This is a genomic window from Nonomuraea sp. NPDC047529 (assembly GCF_040642995.1).
GTDB lineage: Bacteria > Actinomycetota > Actinomycetes > Streptosporangiales > Streptosporangiaceae > Nonomuraea.
In genome coordinates this window covers 22,612-39,759 of record NZ_JBEYTJ010000008.1, presented here as the reverse complement: position 1 = coordinate 39,759, position 17,148 = coordinate 22,612, and the positions used below count along the sequence as shown (strand labels likewise).

13 protein-coding genes are annotated in these 17,148 nt (G+C 71.5%); 7 read left to right on the top strand and 6 right to left on the bottom strand.

The genetic code is table 11. The features are described 5' to 3' along the window. Positions 1-76 precede the first annotated feature (76 nt). Positions 77-2,197 carry an AAA family ATPase gene (locus ABZ815_RS14780; protein ID WP_357697842.1) on the top strand — a complete coding sequence of 707 codons (2,121 nt, stop codon included), beginning with the start codon at positions 77-79 and terminating at the stop codon, positions 2,195-2,197. A gap of 10 nt (positions 2,198-2,207) precedes the next feature. Here the strand turns inward: ABZ815_RS14780 and ABZ815_RS14775 are convergent, their stop codons facing one another. Further along, complete coding sequence (locus tag ABZ815_RS14775; RefSeq protein ID WP_357697840.1) at positions 2,208-3,128, bottom strand: hypothetical protein; 921 nt, start codon at positions 3,126-3,128, stop codon at positions 2,208-2,210. Positions 3,129-3,334: 206 nt separating this feature from the next. After that, positions 3,335-3,529, bottom strand: a complete 195-nt coding sequence (locus ABZ815_RS14770) for a hypothetical protein (protein ID WP_357697838.1) — start codon at positions 3,527-3,529, stop codon at positions 3,335-3,337. Between the two features lie 196 nt (positions 3,530-3,725). On the opposite strand from ABZ815_RS14770, the gene ABZ815_RS14765 reads away from it, so the two are divergent. Together ABZ815_RS14765 and ABZ815_RS14760 are read left to right on the top strand one after the other, a co-directional pair. After that, positions 3,726-4,625, top strand: coding sequence for a PAC2 family protein (locus ABZ815_RS14765; RefSeq protein ID WP_357697836.1), 900 nt, complete (start codon positions 3,726-3,728; stop codon positions 4,623-4,625). Between the two features lie 89 nt (positions 4,626-4,714). After that, positions 4,715-5,755 carry a Gfo/Idh/MocA family oxidoreductase gene (locus ABZ815_RS14760; protein ID WP_357697834.1) on the top strand — a complete coding sequence of 347 codons (1,041 nt, stop codon included), beginning with the start codon at positions 4,715-4,717 and terminating at the stop codon, positions 5,753-5,755. A 9-nt stretch (positions 5,756-5,764) separates the two neighbouring features. Here ABZ815_RS14760 and ABZ815_RS14755 read toward each other — a convergent pair whose 3' ends face one another. Then, the gene (locus tag ABZ815_RS14755; protein ID WP_357697832.1) at positions 5,765-6,547 is read right to left on the bottom strand and encodes a tyrosine-protein phosphatase; all 783 of its coding nucleotides are present in this window, start codon (positions 6,545-6,547) and stop codon (positions 5,765-5,767) included. 73 nt (positions 6,548-6,620) lie between these two features. On the opposite strand from ABZ815_RS14755, the gene ABZ815_RS14750 reads away from it, so the two are divergent. Then, the gene (locus ABZ815_RS14750) at positions 6,621-7,661 is read left to right on the top strand and encodes a hypothetical protein (protein WP_357697830.1); all 1,041 of its coding nucleotides are present in this window, start codon (positions 6,621-6,623) and stop codon (positions 7,659-7,661) included. 25 nt (positions 7,662-7,686) lie between these two features. On the opposite strand, the gene ABZ815_RS14745 is transcribed toward ABZ815_RS14750, so the two are convergent. Beyond that, positions 7,687-10,113 (bottom strand): tetratricopeptide repeat protein, encoded by a 2,427-nt coding sequence (locus ABZ815_RS14745; protein ID WP_357697828.1) that lies wholly within the window; start codon positions 10,111-10,113, stop codon positions 7,687-7,689. A 161-nt stretch (positions 10,114-10,274) separates the two neighbouring features. After that, on the bottom strand, positions 10,275-12,386 hold the full coding sequence (locus ABZ815_RS14740; protein ID WP_357697826.1) for a M6 family metalloprotease domain-containing protein: 2,112 nt from the start codon (positions 12,384-12,386) through the stop codon (positions 10,275-10,277). 110 nt (positions 12,387-12,496) lie between these two features. Between ABZ815_RS14740 and ABZ815_RS14735 the strand changes: the two genes are divergently transcribed. Both ABZ815_RS14735 and ABZ815_RS14730 read left to right on the top strand, forming a co-directional pair. Then, the gene (locus ABZ815_RS14735; protein ID WP_357697825.1) at positions 12,497-13,651 is read left to right on the top strand and encodes a helix-turn-helix domain-containing protein; all 1,155 of its coding nucleotides are present in this window, start codon (positions 12,497-12,499) and stop codon (positions 13,649-13,651) included. A gap of 60 nt (positions 13,652-13,711) precedes the next feature. Further along, positions 13,712-14,800 carry a hypothetical protein gene (locus tag ABZ815_RS14730; RefSeq protein ID WP_357697823.1) on the top strand — a complete coding sequence of 363 codons (1,089 nt, stop codon included), beginning with the start codon at positions 13,712-13,714 and terminating at the stop codon, positions 14,798-14,800. A 62-nt stretch (positions 14,801-14,862) separates the two neighbouring features. Here the strand turns inward: ABZ815_RS14730 and ABZ815_RS14725 are convergent, their stop codons facing one another. Next, positions 14,863-15,282 (bottom strand): MarR family transcriptional regulator, encoded by a 420-nt coding sequence (locus ABZ815_RS14725; protein ID WP_357697821.1) that lies wholly within the window; start codon positions 15,280-15,282, stop codon positions 14,863-14,865. A 70-nt stretch (positions 15,283-15,352) separates the two neighbouring features. Here ABZ815_RS14725 and ABZ815_RS14720 point away from each other — a divergent pair, with 70 nt between their 5' ends. Beyond that, a complete protein-coding gene (locus tag ABZ815_RS14720) occupies positions 15,353-17,086 on the top strand; it encodes an ABC transporter ATP-binding protein (RefSeq protein WP_357697819.1) in 1,734 nt (577 codons plus the stop codon). Positions 17,087-17,148: the final 62 nt, after the last annotated feature.

Genomic DNA, 17,148 nt, shown 5'->3' with positions numbered 1-17,148 from the left:
CCGGTCGTCTTCCCGGCTCCACGGACAGCCATCGCGCCCGGCGGTACGATGCCAGGGCAGGTGTCGCCGATCCCCCGTGAGGCTGCGCATGGCCACCCCTTCAGGCTGGCGGAGAGAAGGCAATCTACCGGCGGAGCTCACCAGCTTCGTGGGGCGGACCCGGTTACTCGCCAACCTCAAGCGGCATCTCGCCGAATCCCGGCTGGTGACCGTCACGGGCATCGGCGGTGTGGGCAAGTCGCGTACGGTGCTGCGGCTGGCGCACCAGGTCCGCACCCAGTACCCCGACGGCGTGTGGTTCGCCGACCTGGCCCGGTTGCAGGACGCGGGCATGGTCAGGCACACGATCGCCTCGGCGCTCGGCATCGCCGACCAGTCCTCGCGGGCGGAGTTGGAGTCGCTGTCGGAGTGGGTCGGCGAACGCGACATGCTGCTCATCATCGACACCTGCGAACACCTGGTGCAGGGCTGCGCCGAGCTGGTCCACGAGCTGCTGGAGGCCGCGCCCAACCTGAAGGTGCTGGCCACGAGCAGGCAGTCGCTCCACCTGCCGTACGAGCAGGTGGTGCCGGTGCCGCCGCTGCTGGTGCCCGGCGAGGACCCGGCGGAGAACCTGTTCACCAACGAGTCGGTCCAGCTGTTCGCGCTGCGGGCGGGGGCGGTCGTGCCCGACTTCCAGCTCGACGAGGAGAACATCGGCGCGGTGGCCGAGCTGTGCCGCAGGCTCGACGGCATCCCGCTGGCGATCGAGCTGGCGGCGGTGCGGCTGCGCGCCCTGTCGGTGGAGCAGATCCTCGGGCTGCTGACCGACCGGTTCAGCCTGCTGGCCGGCGCGAGCCGCACAGCGCTGCCGCGCCACGCGACGCTGCGGGCGGCGATCGGCTGGAGCCACGAGCTGTGCGAGCCCGCCGAGCGGTTGTTGTGGGCGCGGCTGTCGGTGTTCGCCGGCGACTTCGAGCTCGACGCGGCCAGGTTCGTCTGCTCCGACGGGCGCCTGCCGTCGGAGGACATCACCGACCTGGTCACCGGGCTGGTGGAGAAGTCGATCCTGCTGATCAGGAGCCACCACTCCGGCGTCCGCTACAAGCTGATCGACACGCTGGCCGAGTACGGCGAGGAGTGGCTGGACAAGCTCGGCCAGTCCGAGCAGATGCGGCAGCGCCACCTGGAGTACTACCTGAGCCTGGCCCAGCGCAGCGAGGACGCGTGGTCGGGCCCTCGGCAGATCTACTGGTTCGTGCGCATGCGTCAGGAGCACGACAACGTGCGGGTCGCGCTGGAGCACGCGCTGTCCTCGCCCCTGCGCAGCGCCTCGGCTCTCACGCTGCTGGCGTCGTTGTGGTTCATGTGGGTGTGCTGTGGTTTCGTCCGGGAAGGGCGGCTCTACCTCGAACGCGCGCTGGAGGCCAACCCGGCGCCGAGCAAGGAGCGCTGCAAGGCGTTGTGGGTGCTGTCCTACGTGCGCAGCGCCCAGGGTGACAGCGTCGGCGCGCTGGCGGCGGCCGAGCAGTGCAGCACGGAGGCCGTCCGGGTGGGCGACTCCAGAGCGGTGATCCTGGCCTCGAAGATGCAGGGCACGGCCGCGCTGCTGCAGGGCGACCTGCAGAAGGCCAGCGCGCTGCTGGGCGTGGCGATCGAGTTCAACACCGACAACAAGGAGCTCAACCCGGGTCTGCTGCCCGCGATCGTCGAGCTGTCGCTGGTGCTGTCGTCGCAGGGTGAGCTGTTCGAGGCCGAGTCGCTGCTCCAGGACTGCCTCCAGGTGTGCCGCGAGCGCGGTGAGTTGTGGGTCAGCTCGTACGCCCAGTGGGCGATGTCGCGCACGCGGCTCGCCACCGCCAGGCCGGCGGAGGCGCTGCACAACGCCCGCGAGGGCCTGCGGATCAAGCGGCACTTCCATGACACGCTGGGCACGCTGCTGGTCCTGGAGACGACCGCGCGCATCCTCATCGCGCTCAAGCAGGCGCCGACGGCGGCCAAGCTGCTGGGCGCGTTGCAGCAGAACTGGCGCTCGGCGGGTCTGCCGCAGCTGGGCGCGCCGTTCCTGACCGACGATCACGACGCGTGCGTCGAGGACTGCAAGTCGATGATGGGCGAGCTGGCCTACAAGAACGCCTTCGAGAACGGCGCCCGCCTCGACCTCGACGAGGCGTCCGCGCTCGCGCTCGGCGACCTAGACGCCCCGGCCGAGGACTGACCTCGGGGCCTCAGACGGCCTGTGGCCAGCGAGTGCCCTCCGGCCACGCGTGCACGTAACGCGCGCTGCCGAGCGAGAACTCGATGTGTCCGCGCACCCAGTGCTCAAGGCCGCGGACGTATTTCAGGACCGGCGGCGAGGCCCACTCCTCCAGCGCCTTGCGCCGGTCGAGGAAGGCCGCGATCGCCTGGTTGTGCATGTCGGAGACCTCCAGGAGGGCTTCCTGGAGGGTGAGGTCCTTGTGGGTGGCCAGCACGGTGACGAGGTTGTGCCTGGCCTTGTCGTTGCCCCGCTCCTTGGCGTAGGAGAGGAGGTCGTTGTCCCAGCCGATGAGGTCGCAGGCCAGGTCGGACAGCATGCGCACGTCGGGGTGGTGCCATTCCTCGGCTTCGAGGCGGTAGCCGCCGCCCGCGTCGACGAGGGCGAAGCAGGTGTAGGTGGCCCCGGTGATGCGGCGCATCAGGACGTAGTCCTGGGGGGTGGGGATCAGGTCGACCTCGCGGTTGGCCGCCTCCCAGATCTGGGCGAACAGGTACTCCTTGACGGTGATGCGCCACCGGTCCACCTGCGCCGGGGTGGAGGTGGCGACGATGCGGTGGAGGAGTTCGTTGAGGGCGAGCCCGAAGGCGTCCTTGTCGTCGGGCTCTCTGCGGTCGTCCAGGATCTCCAGGAGCGGCGGCAGGGCGCGGGCGAGCGCGGAGGCCCGGTGGCCCATCAGCTCGCCCTCGCAGAACGCGTCGTCGAACGCGAAGAGCCAGTTGTACCAGTCGTTGATCAGCCGGAGGCTGTCTCGCGGGACCTCGGGGTTGGTACGGGCCGCGAGCAGGCCGATCTTGGAGCGCCGGAAGTGCTCGATGGTGTCGGCGCCCTTGAGCATGTTGGAGGCGGCCAGCCACGCGTGACTTTCCGCGTCGACCTCCGTCGCATGCACGTTGATCTCGTTGGGGAACGGGCACGGGAGCGGAGGGACGTGCAGTGGTCGGCTACCGAAGGAATGCGCAGAAGTTGCCACGTCCTTCAGCATGACCATCTGTTGTTCAAAAGGCCACACTCGGCAACTTGGAGCCCTTTAATGCCTTTTTCACACTATGGAACCCTCCAAGGGAACCGGTGGATAAACTAGGCATTCGCCATCATTCAGGCTGGGCTCGATGCCGACGGGGTGCCGTCCCGCCGATCGGCCTCCGTCTCCGGCAGCGCTCTGACCACGACCGACTTCTGTTCGAACACGGCCCCGGCGAGCGACGCCGTCCGCGCGGCCGCAGCCGGATCCGTACGCGAGAAGCCTTCATCCGGCCGCACGCGCCCGAGCCGGTCCGCGATCATCAGCAAAGTGTCACCTTCGATGATGGCGAAGTTGACCGGAACGCCAGCCCCCGGCCGGCGCGCGGCGTCCTGGAGCCGCCGGCCCGGACCGCCCGGTCCCCGTCCAGGCGATGGATTGCCCCTCGATAGGGTGCCTTGCGCGGAATCGATCCGACTCGCCGTAGGTTCTGGGGAAGAGTACCTAGGGAAAGGCTGTCCAACCGTGTTCGACCCGAAGGATCTCTACAGGCTCGCAGACGACGCGCCCGAGCTGACCGATCCGGTGTTGCTGTACCACTTCGACGGTTTCGTCGACGCGGGCGGCGCCGGACGCCTCGCGCTGGGCCACCTGCTGGCCGAGCTGGAGCACCGGGTCGTGGCGACGTTCGACGTGGACCGGTTGCTCGACTACCGGTCCCGGCGGCCCATCATGACCTTCGACACCGACCGCTGGGTCGAGTGTGAGACCCCCGAACTGGCCGTCCATGTCACCCATGACGCCACGGGCACGCCGTTCCTGTTGATGAGCGGCCCGGAGCCGGATCGGGAGTGGGAGCTGTTCACCCGCGCGGTGGGGGAGTTGCTGGAACGGCTGAAGGTGAGCAAGATCGTCACGCTGCACGGCATCCCGATGGCGGTGCCGCACACGCGTCCGCTGGGCATCACCATGCACGCCAGCCGTCCTGAGCTGATCAACTCGCAGACCAGCGCCTTCGGCCGGGTCCAGGTGCCGGGGAGCGCGGCCGCGCTGCTGGAGCTGCGGCTGGGCGCGCAGGGGCACGACGCGGTCGGGTACGCGGTGCACGTGCCGCACTACCTGTCGCAGGCGGAGTACCCGACGGCGGCGGTGACCGGCCTGGAGGCGGTGACGCGGGGCACCGGCCTGGTGTTCCCGATGGAGGCGCTGCGCGACGCGGCCGACCGTACGACGACGGAGATCGAGGAGCAGATCCAGGCCTCCTCGGAGCTGTCGACCGCCATCGGCGGGCTGGAGCAGCAGTACGACGCGTTCGCGGGCGGCGCGGAGCGGGAGAACCTGATGGCCGAGACGACCCCGATGCCCACGGGCGACGAGCTGGCCGCCCAGTTCGAGCGTTTCCTCGCCGAACGCGACGACGAGTGACGGAAGGCTCCGGGGCCGTACCGTCGTTTCCTCGCCGAACGACGACGAGTGACGGAAGGCTCCGGGGCGGTACCGGTTAACCTGGGCTGATGAGCGAGTTCCGGGTCGGCCTGATCGGATACGGCACCGCGGGCGCGTACTTCCACGCCCCGCTCGTCCATGCCACGCCGGGCCTGCGGCTGTCCGCGGTCGTGACGCGCAATCCGGAGCGGCAGGCCGAGGTGGCCCACCGGTACGGCGCGGCCGGCGTGGCGGACGTGCGGGAGCTGTGGGAGCACAGCGATCTCGTGGTGGTCGCCTCGCCCAACCGGACGCACGTGAGCATGGCCGCCGCCGCGCTCGCCGAGGGCCTGCCCGTCGTGGTGGACAAGCCGGTGGCCCGCACCGCCGAGGAGGCCCGCGAGCTGGTCCGGCTGGCCGAGGAGGCCGGCGTCATGCTGACCGTGTTCCAGAACCGGCGCTGGGACGGCGACTTCCTCACCGTCCGGCGGCTGGTCGCCGAGGGCCGGCTCGGCGACGTGCTGCGCTACGAGTCGAGGTTCGAGCGCTGGCGGCCGGTGCCCAAGGGCGGCTGGCGGGAGACCGGCGGCGCGGAGGAGATCGGCGGCCTGCTCTACGACCTGGGCACCCACCTGGTCGACCAGGCGCTGCAACTGTTCGGCCCGGCGCACGAGGTCTACTGCGAGAGCGACGTCCGGCGGGAGGGTGTGGCCTCCGACGACGACACGTTCATCGCGCTGAGGCACGCGGGCGGCGTGCGTTCCCACCTGTGGGCCAGCTCGGTGGCGGCGCGGCTCGGCCCACGGATGCGGGTGCTGGGCTCGGCGGGCGCGTACGTGAAGCACGGCATGGACGTGCAGGAGGAGCGCCTGCGGGCGGGCCTGGCGCCCGGCTCGCCCGGGTTCGGCGCCGACGAGGAGAGCCGCTGGGGCCTGCTCGGCACCGACGACGACGCCCGGCCGGTGCCCACCGAGCCGGGCGCGTACCTGGACTTCTACCGCGGGGTGGAACGCGCCCTGCGCGAAGGCGCGCCGCCCCCGGTCGACCCGCGCGGCGCGATCGACACGCTGGCCGTCATCGAGGCCGCCCGCCTGTCGGCCGACCAGCGCGTGGTCGTCCGCCTGGGCTGATCGCCGCGATCAGTCGCGCAGGCGGGCGCGCAGGGCGGCGTTGTCGGCCTCGGTCCAGCCGTGGCCGCGCAGCCAGCCCAGCGGGCCGTCGAAGCGGTCGTCCAGCACCTTGAGGAACTGCTCGATGTAACGGGCCCGGGGCATGTGGTCGTCCGTCGGGCGGGAGTCGAGGTCGTCCCGGTAGGTGTCGCTGGCGCGCAGGCGCTTGAGGATCAGCTCCAGGCGCTCGCCCGTGGCGACGTAGTCGTTCACGATGGCCTCGCGGGTGGCGCCGGCGACCTCCAGCGCCAGGGCCGACAGCACCCCGGTGCGGTCCTTGCCCGCCGCGCAGTGCACGAGCGCGGCGCCGTCGTCGAGGGTCATGGCGCGCAGGGCCGCCACGACGGCGTCCGGGCGGTCGCGCAGGTAGCCGAAGTAGAAGCCGGTGACGCGGAGCTCCTCGTCGACGACGCGCTCCTGCCAGGGCAGCACGCGGTCGCCGTCGATGGAGTCGGCCTCGACGTCGGTGTGCCTGCCCCCCTCGGCGAAGAGCGTCAGATGGTGGTGGGTCACCTCCGGCGCCCGGGTCAGCGGGCCGGGGCCTTCCAGGGAGACCTCGGCGGTCGAGCGCAGGTCCACGACGTGGCGCAGGTTCAGCTCGCTCACCAGGAGCGACACGTCCGCCGGTGTGAGGCCCTGCAGGTTGTCGGCCCGGAGGATCCGGCCGCGGCGGGTGACCCCGCCGTCACGGGTGGGAAGCTCGCCCAGGTCACGTACGTTGACGGCGCCTTCCAGATCGATCCATCTTGTCATCTCATTCATCATCTCGACCTTATATGTCGGCCAATCATGAGCGAATTCCTAGTTCATAACGCAGCATGAACGTATGGATCCACGCGCACTGCCTCCCCGGCTGGTGATCGATCCATCGCTGCCCCCGGAGATCTCGGTCGAGTTGCGGTCGAGCCCGCACATCCTTCATATGGCCCGTTCCGGCAGGCGGATGGATCCCAGCTTCAGCCCCGTCCTGCTTTTCGCGCTTCCGGCCCTGCTGGCGATGATCTTGATCGTGACCGGCAGCCCTTCGGCCGCCTTCGTGGCCGGGCTCGGCATGGGGCTGATCGCCCTGATCCGGTGGATGGCGTTGGACAGTTCCCACCGGATCGTCAAACGAAGACTGCGTCTCGCCACCACGTACGCCGACCGCTACGTGCTCCCCGAGGACCTCGACCGTCCCTGCCAGGTGCTGCTGCGCCGCGCCCAGGACGCGGCCTCGGCCGTGCTGAACTCCAAGGTGCACAAGGCCGGGCTGATCGACTCGGTGGAGAACCAGGTGTCGCTGCCCGAGGAGGTCTGGCAGATCGCGCACCGGCTGCGGCGGCTGTCGTCGATGCACGCCGAGCACGGCCGGATCATCCCCCACGAGCTGCCGCCGGGCATGGAGGACGCGTTCAAGCCGTACACCAGCGCCCTCGACGCCGCCTGGACGTCGCTCTCGCACCGCGTACGCCACCTGGAGAAGTACGCCAAGCAGGTGCTCAAGGCGGACAAGGTCTACCACGCCCACAGGCGCTTGGAGACGCTGGCCGCCAAGACCCCCGAGTACCAGCAGCTCCTGGCCGACACCGTCCGGGACGAGCTGGCGCACGAGCGCATCAGGGAGCTGTCCGACCAGGCGGCCCACGTGCGCAAGTTGTTCGAGGAGAGCGTCATGCAGGCCAGGCAGGCGGCGGGCGAGCTGCTGAGAAGCCCCTTCAGCGACGCGTACGGCACCGGCGCGATCGGCCCCCGCACCGACGGACCCGACCGGCGCGCGCACCGCGGCACCCGCCACGGCGACACGCAGCCCCACGGGACGCCCCGCCACACCGACACGAACGCCCACCGCCCGAGCGGCCCGCAGCGGCACCCCTCGCGCGACTCCTGACCCCCCGGGTCCCCCCGGCGGGCGGTCAGGGCCGGGCCTGGCGCAGGAGTTCCAGGGTGCGGCGCATGCCCGCCTCGTTGCCCAGGCTGCGGTAGATCTCCCTGGCCTGCTCCAGCGGCCCGACCGCCGCGCCGGACCCGCCCGCGTCCAGATGCGCCTCGCCGAGGTAGCGCAGGCTCCTGGCCATCCACCAGCGGTCCTCCAGCTCCTGGAACCCGCGGACGGCGCGGCGCAGTTCGTGCTCGGACTCCTCGATCCGTTGCAGGCGGGCCAGCGCCCGCCCGGCCGACACGGCGGTGCGGGCCACCCCCCAGGAGTCGCCGAGCGCCACCAGGATCTCATCGGCCCGCCGGACGTACTCCAGCTCCCGCAGCCCGCTCGCCGGATCGCCCACCTCGCCCGCGGCGCGCAGGCAGCGGGCCTCCTCCCACAGCTCGCCGCGCTGCCGGAACATCTCGGCCGCCCGGTCGAGGCTGAACCCGGCCCTGACGAACAGGGCGTCGGAGGCCCGGTGGTCGCCGGCCAGGCGCTCGCCGCGCGCCTGGGCGGCCAGCACCTCGCCGTAGACGCGCAGGGTCTGGGCCTCGGAGTAGCGGTTGCCCGCCCGCTGGAAGATCTCCAGGGCGTCTTCGAGCAGGTCGCGGGCCTCCTCGGGGCGGCGTTCCGCCATGCGCATCTCGGCCAGGTTGCGCTGGGTGCGGGCCGTCCACCACAGGTCGTCCTCGGCCTTGAACGCGGTGATCGCCCTGACCAGGTAGTCCTGGGCGCGGTCGAGGTGCCCGCCGCTGAACAGGGTCATGCCGACCGTGCGTGTGGCGCGGGCCGCCCACCAGGTCTCGCCGAGGCCGTCGAAGATCTCCAGCGCCTGCTCGGCCTCGCGCAGGCCGCGCTCGCGCAGGCCCATGCCGCCGCGCACCGCCGCGCTGTCCAGCAGCGCGATGGCCAGCGCGCGCCGGTCGCCGGTACGCCGCGCCGCCTCGCAGCCGATGTCGGCGACGGCCGCCCAGTCGGCCCAGTAGGCCCGCAGCGAGTGACACAGCGAGCAGAACGCCCTGGCCAGCCCCCAGGTCAGCTCCCAGAGCCCGAGCTGCTCGGCCAGGTTGATCATGGCGAGCAGTGACAGCCGCTCGGCGTTGAGCCAGTCGCCCGCCCCGAACCGGCCCTCGGGCCCGGCGCGGCGGCCGCCCTTGCTCCAGTTCTGCGGCCAGCGGTTCTGGGCCGCCTCCTCGGCCCGGCGGCGGTAGCCGTGCAGGACGCGCTCGACGGCGGCCCTGCGGCGTTCGTCCTCGTCCTGGCCGGACAGCTCGGCGGCGAACACCCGGACCAGGTCGTGCAGGCGGTAGCGCATCGCGCCGGCCTGGTCGGTGCCGGAGCACTCGGCGAGCTGGGCGTCGATCAGGGCTTCGAGCTGGTCGGCGCCGTCGAGGCCGGAGATGTCGAGCAGTTCCCCGGCCACCCAGCCGGGCACGTCCGGCGCGGGCAGCGCGCTGAGCAGGCGCAGCAGGCGGCGCTGGATCCCGGTGCAGTCGTCGTAGCTGAGCTGCACCGAGGCCCGTACGCTCTTGTCCACGCCTTGGGCCACCTGGAGCTGGTCGAGGCGGCGGCGCTCGTCGGCCAGCCGCCCGGCCATCTCGCGCAGGGTCCACTGCTCGCGGGTGGCCAGCCGGCCGCCGCAGATGTTGATCGCCAGCGGCAGGTGGTCGCAGAGCCGGACGATCTCCTTGGCCGACTCCAGGTCGTCGACGACCCGCGCGCCGCCGGCCAGCCGGGCCAGCAGTTCCACGGCGTGCGCCTCGCTGAACACGCCGAGCCGGGTGTCCTGCGTGCCGTCCAGGAACAGCGGGGAGCGCGAGGTGACCAGCACCGCGCAGCCGGGCTCGGCCGGGATCAGCGGTTTGACCTGGGCGGCGTCGTGGGCGTTGTCCAGGCCGATGAGGATCTTGCGGCCCTTGGTCCAGGTCAGCCAGAGGGTGCGCAGTTCGTCGAGGCCGCCGGGGTCGGTGGCCAGGCGCACGCCGAGGCCGCGCAGGAAGCCGATCAGCACCTCTTCGGGGCGTACGGGGGCGTCGACGCCGCCGCGCAGGTCGGCGTGGAGCCGGCCGTCGGGGAACCAGCCGGCGACCTCCTGTCCGAACCTGGTCATCAGCGCCGACTTGCCGACGCCGCCGCGGCCGTACACGGAGACGACCAGGGGCGGGGACAGGTCGGAGGACTTCCGCCGGGCGGCGAAGACGGCGCGCAGGTCGGCGAGGGAGTCGGCGCGCCCGGTGAAGTGCTCGGGCACGGGCGGCCACTGGTCGGGCGGCAGGACGCCGGGCTCGGGCGCGGCCTGCCGCCGGGGCTTGGACTCGGTGGTGGCCCAGGTGGTCACGCCGACGAGCAGCGCCGCCGTGAGCGTCACCCCGATCTTGGCGAGCGGCGGGATGTCCCATTCCAGGGAGGCGGCCAGCACGCTGGCGGCTCCCGCCGCGAGCCCCGCCGAGACGGGCGCCGCCCACTTTGCCCGCCTACGTTGTGGTTTGTCCGGTAAGTTTCCCGGCACCGAACACCCCCTTCCGAGGGTGATTCAAGCCGATGGGGCACGGCGAGCGCCAGCCGTGCCCCATCGTTCCGCTACAGGCCGATCACGTGACAGGTGGCCGTGGCGGTCTTGCTCGGGTCGCTCTCCGAGGTGGCGGTGAGCTTGACGCGGGCCAGCCGGTCGCCGCCGGGCGCACGCACCGCGTTGACCGTCACCGGCGCCTGCTTGCCGAAGGCGACGGAGGCCAGGGCGTTGGGCACCTGGGCGGTCCAGCCCTTGCCCTGCACCTCGGCCTTGACCCGATAGACGTCGGAGTTGAGGTAGGAGCTGACGTCCTCGGGGTGCTGCCCCTGGGCGGGGGCCGCCTTCCCGGTGTTGAACACCGGGAACGTGCAGGTGGAGACGTTCTTGCCGGTGGGGACGCCGGCCCCGGGCAGCACCCGGACGCCGCGCTTCTGCGGGCCCGAGCCGTCCAGCGAGCGGATGGCGACGGTGTAGGACAGCTCGCCGTTCCGGTTGCGCTTGAGGTCGGTGACGTAGAAGTGCAGGCGGTTGGCCTGGTCGACGTACTCGTACTGGCTGCCGGAGTCGGTGCCGGCGTGGAAGAGGGCGTCGGAGAGCTGGCGGTAGTCGCCTACGGTGATCGGCACCTTGGTCCCGTCGGGCATCACGTAGTCGGTCATGCCGATGTCCTGCGGGTTGGCGTCGATCACCCACTCGAACGGCGCCCGGTCCTCGTTCTTGGTCTTGGCCAGCAGCACGCCGGAGTCGGGGGTGAAGGAGTCGGAGCCCATCCGGTCCACGACCTCGACCGTGTAGTTCTGGTAACCGCCGCGGTCGCACAGCGGGTCGGTCGCCGAGCAGCTGCTCTTGTCGCCGGGGGCGTCGAAGGTGATGTTGACGCCCGACAGGTCGTCCTGTCCAGGCCGTACGGCGCGGGCCAGGATCTTGGCCGTGACCAGGCCGGACTCGTCGAGCGCCTCACGCGACAGGCGCAGGACGTTCTGCTCGTCCACCATGCCGAGCTTGAGCTTGTTGCGCAGCATGTGCTGGGCGCCCATGGACGCGCCGGCCGTGGGCGGGATCAGCCAGCGGGAGTGCGGTCCTCCGGGGCCGTTGAAGCTGCCGCGGCTGAGCATCTCCCACACGCCGGTGTACGCCCGGACCGGCGGCACCCCGTACGGGTTGTTGTAGTTGTCCAGCACGCCGAGGATGTGGCTGAACTCGTGGGCGTAGACCGCCATGCCGGAGCTCTCGGCCTGGACGGAGTCGACGCCGATGTTGGCGTTGGGCCAGAAGTTGGAGGCCGCCTGCCAGGAGGACCAGTCGACGTAACGGGTCTTCAGCCAGTTGGGCAGGGCGGGGTCCGGCGGGCCCCACTCGTCGGGCACGTCCTCCTTGGTCGGGAACTTCATCATCCCGAACTCCTGCCAGGTGGACGACTCGTCCTGGCCGGCGCTGAGGTAGAAGACGAAGTCGTACTGCTTGGCGACGTCCTCGCCGACGGCGTTGATCCAGGCGTTGTGGCCGTCGATGCGCAGGTTCTTGTTGCAGGTGTCGCCCGCCGGGCAGCCGGAGGTGCCGTTGAAGCCGGGCTCCAGCGCGTACTCGTGGTCCTTGCCCGGCATCGTGTACGGGCCGAATCCGGTCAGGTCGACGCCGTACCGGCCGCCGGAGTCCTCCATCCAGTACTCGTGGATGGTGTGCCCCTTGTTGAGGGCGTTCGGGGTGTTGAGGAAGTCCTGGTAGAACTTGGCCACCTGGTCACGCGGGACGTCGTGGGCCTCGGCGCTCGGGTTCGCGTAGATCGTCGAGCCCTTGGGCTGGGTGACGACGAACGCCTGGTTGGGGTAGTCGAGCAGCACCAGCGCGCCCTTGAAGGTGCGCTTGGAGCCCTTGACGGCCGGGTCGCTCCAGTTCGTGCCGGGAGGCTTCTTGTAGTCCGCCCACGTCATGTGGTCGGGGTTCTCCCAGTTCTGCGGGTCAAGGGGCGTGAGGCCACCGGGAGGACGGGCGCGCAACGTCTGGGCGTCGGCCGACTCGTCCTGCTGCCAGGGCTGGGTCTGCGGCCAGTGGTTCTGCCGCCAGGGGTACTCGGGGTCAGCGGTGGGGGGTGCTGCGGAAGCAGGGGTCGCCATCAGGCTCACCGGGATCAGCACGATGGCCGCCAGCAAACCCTTCAGCAGCTTCTTCGGGGCATTCACGGATTGACGGTATAGACGTTATTGACGGAGATCACCGATCAGCTGTAGGGAAGACGTGTATCAACCCTTCCGACATTTGTCGAAATGTCCAGCGTGACCTAGGTGGAGCTTTGGCGGATCTCCAGCGGATCGTGGACGACCTCGCCGTCCGTCTCGGACGTCCCCTGCTGCTGGAGGACCGCGTGCAGCGCGTGATCGCCTACAGCGAGCAGAACGGCGCCATGGACGACATCCGCCGCGACTCCATCCTGCGCCGGCACACCACCCCCGAGGTGCGCGAGTGGCTGCGGGCGGCGGGCGTGCACGAGGCACAGGCCCCCCTGCGCACGGCCGGCGCGCCGCACCTGGGCCTGCTGCCACGCGTGTGCGTCCCGCTGCGGCACTCCGACGGCCTGCTCGGCTTCCTGTGGTTCATCGACGCCGGGCCGTCGATGTCCGCCGAGCAGGTGGCCGAGGCCGTGGCGGCCGTCCCCGGGCTGGCGCTCGCGCTGTTCCACGAGAGCCTGGCCACCGGGCTGGCCTCGCACCGGGAGCTGGAGGCGGTCACCGGGCTGCTGCGCGGCGAACGGGACGCGGCCAGGCAGCTCATCGAGGCCGGGGCGTTCCCGCAGGGCCAGCCGGTGACCGTGCTGGTGGCGCGGCCCCGCTCGGCCGAGCCCGACGAGGGGCTGCGCCTGGCGCTCGAACAGGGGCTGCTGGCGCTGCGGCGGCGGCTGAGCGGCCACCATCCGCTGCACCTGGTGCGCTACGACCACGCGGTGCTGCTCACCGCCGGGCCGCCGGTCCCGCCCGACGAGCTGCACGCGGCCATGCCGGTGCCCGTGGTGGTGGGGGTGGGGCGTACCCGGGACGAGCTGGCGCAGGCGGCGGGGTCGTACGCGGAGGCCCGGCACGCGGCCGAGGTGACCGCGCGGGTGCCGGGGCTCGGCCGGTCGGCCGAGTGGGCCCGGCTCGGCGTCTACCGGATGCTCACCCAGCTTCCCGACCAGGAGGTGCATCCCGGGCTCGACGGGCTGCTGGCCGACGAGCAGTACCTGCCGCTGCTGGAGACGCTGGAGACGTACCTGGACCTGGCGGGCAGCGCGGTGGCGACGTCCCGGGCGCTGCGGCTGCACCGCACCTCGCTGTACTACCGGCTGCAACGGGTGGAGGAGCTGGCGCGTACGGACCTGAAGGACGGCGGCGAACGGCTGGCCCTGCACCTCGGCCTGAAACTGGCCCGCCTGTCCGGGCGCTACCAGCCCCGAGGCACCCGCGGCGACTGATTGCCTTCCCCGGCATCGCTCGCGTTTAATGCCAAAAGGGAAAATCCGACGGGAGCGCCTATGGCGGGTGCGAAGCGTGCTGTCCGGGCTTCCGGGCCGGTTCTGGGCAGACGCGCGCCCGCGCCCGTCGTGGCCCACTCCGCTCCCCTCGTGCTGCCGGTCTGCGCCGAGCCCGTGCGCGACGGCACGGTGGTGATCAGGGGCGAGCGGGTGCTCCAGGTGGGCTCGCGGGCCGAACTGCTGTCCTGCTTCCCCGTCGCGGAGGAGATCCGCTGGCCGGGGGCGATCGTGCCCGGGCTGGTGGACGCCTGCTGCGGCCCGGCGCCGCCGGGACCGGGCGTGACCACGCGGGCCTCCGTGGTGGCCGACCCCGCCGAGCCCGCCGACCTCACGGGCGTGCCGGGCGTGCCGGGCGTGCCGGACATCGCGTACGTCGCCGCCTCCAGCGCCTCGGAGCAGGAGTGGGAGGACCACGACCGGGACGCGCTGATCACGGCGCTGCGCGAGGTGGACCGGCCGTGCCCGGTCGGGATCGCGGCCCGCACCCGCGACCCCCACGTGCTGGAGGACGTCGCCGTGCTGGCCAGGACGTTCGGCCTGCGGCTGCTGGCGGGGCTGGACCGGCACTCGCCCATGGCCCTGGACGAGGCGGGCGTGCTCGGCCCCCACTGTCACGTGACCTGCGCCCGGCCGCTCGACCCCGGCGAGCGCAAGCTGCTGCGGTTGCGGCGGAGCGTGGTCGCCGTCTGCCCGCCGGACCCCGCGCGGGCCGCCGACGTGCTGGCCCTCCTGGAGGAGGGCAACCGCCTCGCCCTGGGCAGCCACGCCCCGGACTGCCGGAACCCGGGCGGCCAGGACCCCGACCGTGGCTGCACCGGCGACCTGCTGGGGCTCGCGGCGGGCGTCCGGCGGCGGGCCCGGGAGCTCGGCCTGCGGTTACGCGGGCTGGACCGCCGCCTGGTCGAGGCCGCTACGCTGGGCGGGGCGCGGGCGCTGGGCCTGGACGCCGGTCCCGGCCGGGTCGGCTCGCTCGGGCCGGGCAGCCGGGCCGACTTCGCCGTCTTCGACGCCCGGGGGCGTTACCCGTACTCGGCGCTGATGGCCCGCCCGCCCTGCCTGGGCACGGTCATCGGCGGCACCCCGGTCTGAACCGGCGGCTTCACCCGGACACGGCGGTCATCCGGACCGGCCACCTCTCCTCGGCACGGCGCTCATCCGAACTGGCCGTCCACCACGGCCAGGAGGTCCCTGAGCTGGTCCCGCTGCTCCTGCGACAACACCGCGAACAGGCCCTCGCCGGCCGCCCTGCGGGCGTCCCTCGCCCGTTCGGCCATGGCCCGGCCCGCGTCGGTGATCACGACGAGCGTCGAGCGGCGGTTGGCCGGATCGACCTCCCTGCGCACCAGCCCGGCCTCCTCCAGCGCGTCCACGACGGGGGTCAGCGAGCGCGGCACGATCCGCAGCTCGTCGGCCAGTTGCACCATGCGCAGCGGCCGGTCGGCGTCGCCGAGCACCCGCAACGCCCGCGCCTGCCCCGGATTGAGCCCGAGCGGCACCAGCCCATGCACGTATCCGTGCCGTAGACGCCTGCCGACCAGGTGCAAGAGCTCCGCCAGCTCCTTCTCTCCCATACCGATGAGTTTAGCCGGAACAATTATGAGTTAGCCTCTGTTTGAGTGGACATCCGAAAGGAGGCCTCATTTGGCCGACGAACCACGCGCGCCACTGCGGCGCATCATCGGGCTCTTCACCCCCTACCGCGGCCGGCTGGCCCTGGTGGGCGCGTTCATCCTGCTGTCGTCCCTGGTCGGACTGGCCTCGCCGTTCCTGCTGCGCGAGGTGCTGGACGTGGCGATCCCGTCCCGCGACGCGCTGCTGCTCACGCTGCTGGCGCTCGGCATGATCGCCGTCGCGGTCACCACGAGCGTGTTCGACGTGCTGCAGACGCTGATCTCCACCACGGTGGGCCAGCGGGTGATGCACGACCTGCGCATCTCGGTCTACTCCCACCTGCAGCGCATGTCGCTGGCCTTCTTCACCCGCACCAGGACGGGCGAGGTGCAGTCGCGCATCGCCAACGACATCGGCGGCATGCAGTCGGTGGTCACCTCGACCGCCACCTCGATCATCTCCAACCTCACCACCGTGTTCGCCACGATCGTGGCCATGCTCGCCCTCGACTGGCGGCTGACGGTGATCTCGCTCCTGCTGCTGCCGGTGTTCGTGTGGATCAGCAGGAAGGTCGGCAGCGAGCGCAAGCGCATCACCGGCGAACGGCAGCGCAAGCTCGCCGTGATCTCCTCGATGGTCCAGGAGTCGTTGTCGATCAGCGGCGTCCTGCTGGGCCGGACCATGGGCCGCTCCGCCGAGCTGACCGAACGGTTCGGCCGCGCCTCCGACGAGCTGGCCGAGCTGGGCGTGCGGACGAGCATGGCCGGACGCTGGCGGCAGTCGTCGATCCAGATCATCATGGCCGCGATGCCCGCCCTGATCTACTGGGCCGTCGGCCACACCGGCGTCATCTCCGTCGGCACCCTCGTGGCCTTCACCACGCTGCAGTCGAGCCTGTTCCGGCCGACGGTGTCGCTGCTGCGGCTGGGCGTCGAGGTGCAGAGCTCGCTGGCGCTGTTCGGCCGCATCTTCGAGTACCTGGACCTGTCGGTGGACATCCACCCCGGAACCCGCACCCTGGACCGCGTACACGGCGAGGTGCGCTTCGAGCGGGTCGACTTCGCCTACGAGGACGAGCGCACGCTCGACGCCGTCGACGTCACCGTCCCCGCGGGCACGACGCTGGCCGTCGTGGGCGAGACCGGCTCGGGCAAGACCACCCTGAGCTACCTTCTCCCCCGCCTGTACGACGTGACCGGCGGCCGGGTCACCATCGACGGCGTGGACGTGCGCGACCTGACGTTCGAGACGCTGAGCGAGGTGGTCGGGGTGGTCTCGCAGGAGACGTACCTGTTCCACGCCTCGATCGCGGACAACCTGCGCTTCGCCCGCCCGGCGGCCACCGACGAGGAGCTGGAGGAGGCGGCGCGGGCCGCGCGCATCCACGACCACATCGCCTCGCTGCCCGACGGCTACGACACGATGGTGGGCGAGCGCGGCTACCGGTTCTCCGGCGGCGAGAAGCAGCGCCTGGCCATCGCCCGCACGCTGCTGCGCAACCCGCCGGTGCTGATCCTCGACGAGGCCACCAGCGCCCTCGACACCCAGACCGAGCGAGCCGTGCAGGAGGCCCTGGACACGCTCGCGCGGGGCCGTACGACGATCACGATCGCCCACCGCCTGTCGACCGTCCGCGACGCGGACCAGATCGTCGTGCTCGACCGCGGGAAGGTCGTCGAGCGCGGCACCCACGACGAGCTGATGGCCCTCGGCGGCCACTACGCGGCCCTGGTGGACCGGGACCGCCCGCTCGAATTGGTCTGAAATTTCGCCCTAAACCAGTTTTAAACGTGTCTTACCTCACATTTCGGGCAAATCGGTATCGT

What these genes read in the sequence shown, in the direction of transcription:
- ABZ815_RS14760 (WP_357697834.1), top strand. Translation starts at nt 4,715, where the DNA reads ATGAGCGAGTTCCGGGTCGGCCTGATCGGATACGGCACCGCGGGCGCG.
- ABZ815_RS14755 (WP_357697832.1), bottom strand. Translation starts at nt 6,547, where the DNA reads ATGACAAGATGGATCGATCTGGAAGGCGCCGTCAACGTACGTGACCTG.
- ABZ815_RS14750 (WP_357697830.1), top strand. Translation starts at nt 6,621, where the DNA reads ATGGATCCACGCGCACTGCCTCCCCGGCTGGTGATCGATCCATCGCTG.
- ABZ815_RS14730 (WP_357697823.1), top strand. Translation starts at nt 13,712, where the DNA reads ATGGCGGGTGCGAAGCGTGCTGTCCGGGCTTCCGGGCCGGTTCTGGGC.
- ABZ815_RS14725 (WP_357697821.1), bottom strand. Translation starts at nt 15,282, where the DNA reads ATGGGAGAGAAGGAGCTGGCGGAGCTCTTGCACCTGGTCGGCAGGCGT.